Genomic DNA, 481 nt, shown 5'->3' on the forward strand with positions numbered 1-481 from the left:
GCGGATCACAGAGTACGCCAGCATGAGGGTATTTGCCAGAAAGACCAAAAAGCCCAGGATGGTGATGTACCGGATGGGCCTGGTGGAAGGGCTGGTAATACCTTCTAGCGCGAAGGAGAGCATCTTTTTCAGGGGATACTTGTTCTTCACGGCAAAGCGTTCTCCACGCTCATATTCCACGGTTCCAGTACGGTAACCGATCATGGGTACAATACCTCGAAGGAATAGGTTCACCTCATGAAACTGAGCCAGGCCCTCCAGAGCGCGCTTGGACATTAGCCGGTAATCGGCATGGTTGAATACCGTCTCTGCCCCAAGGAAGTTCATCAACTGGTAAAATGCTTCAACAGTAACTCGTTTAACAAAAAACATTTTGGACCACGGTTTACTTAAAAGTCCCTGGGCACTCTTTATCATTTGTACGCGGAAAGAATCTGGAGCATACAGCGTGGGGAAGCTGTTTGTTTCAATATCCCAGTTG

The 481-nt window shown here is 48.6% G+C and carries 1 pseudogene; it reads right to left on the reverse strand.

The features are described 5' to 3' along the window. Positions 1–481, reverse strand: a pseudogene (locus RX395_RS10010) (hypothetical protein); the annotation flags it as partial.

Source organism: Collinsella aerofaciens, assembly GCF_032584215.1.
GTDB lineage: Bacteria > Actinomycetota > Coriobacteriia > Coriobacteriales > Coriobacteriaceae > Collinsella.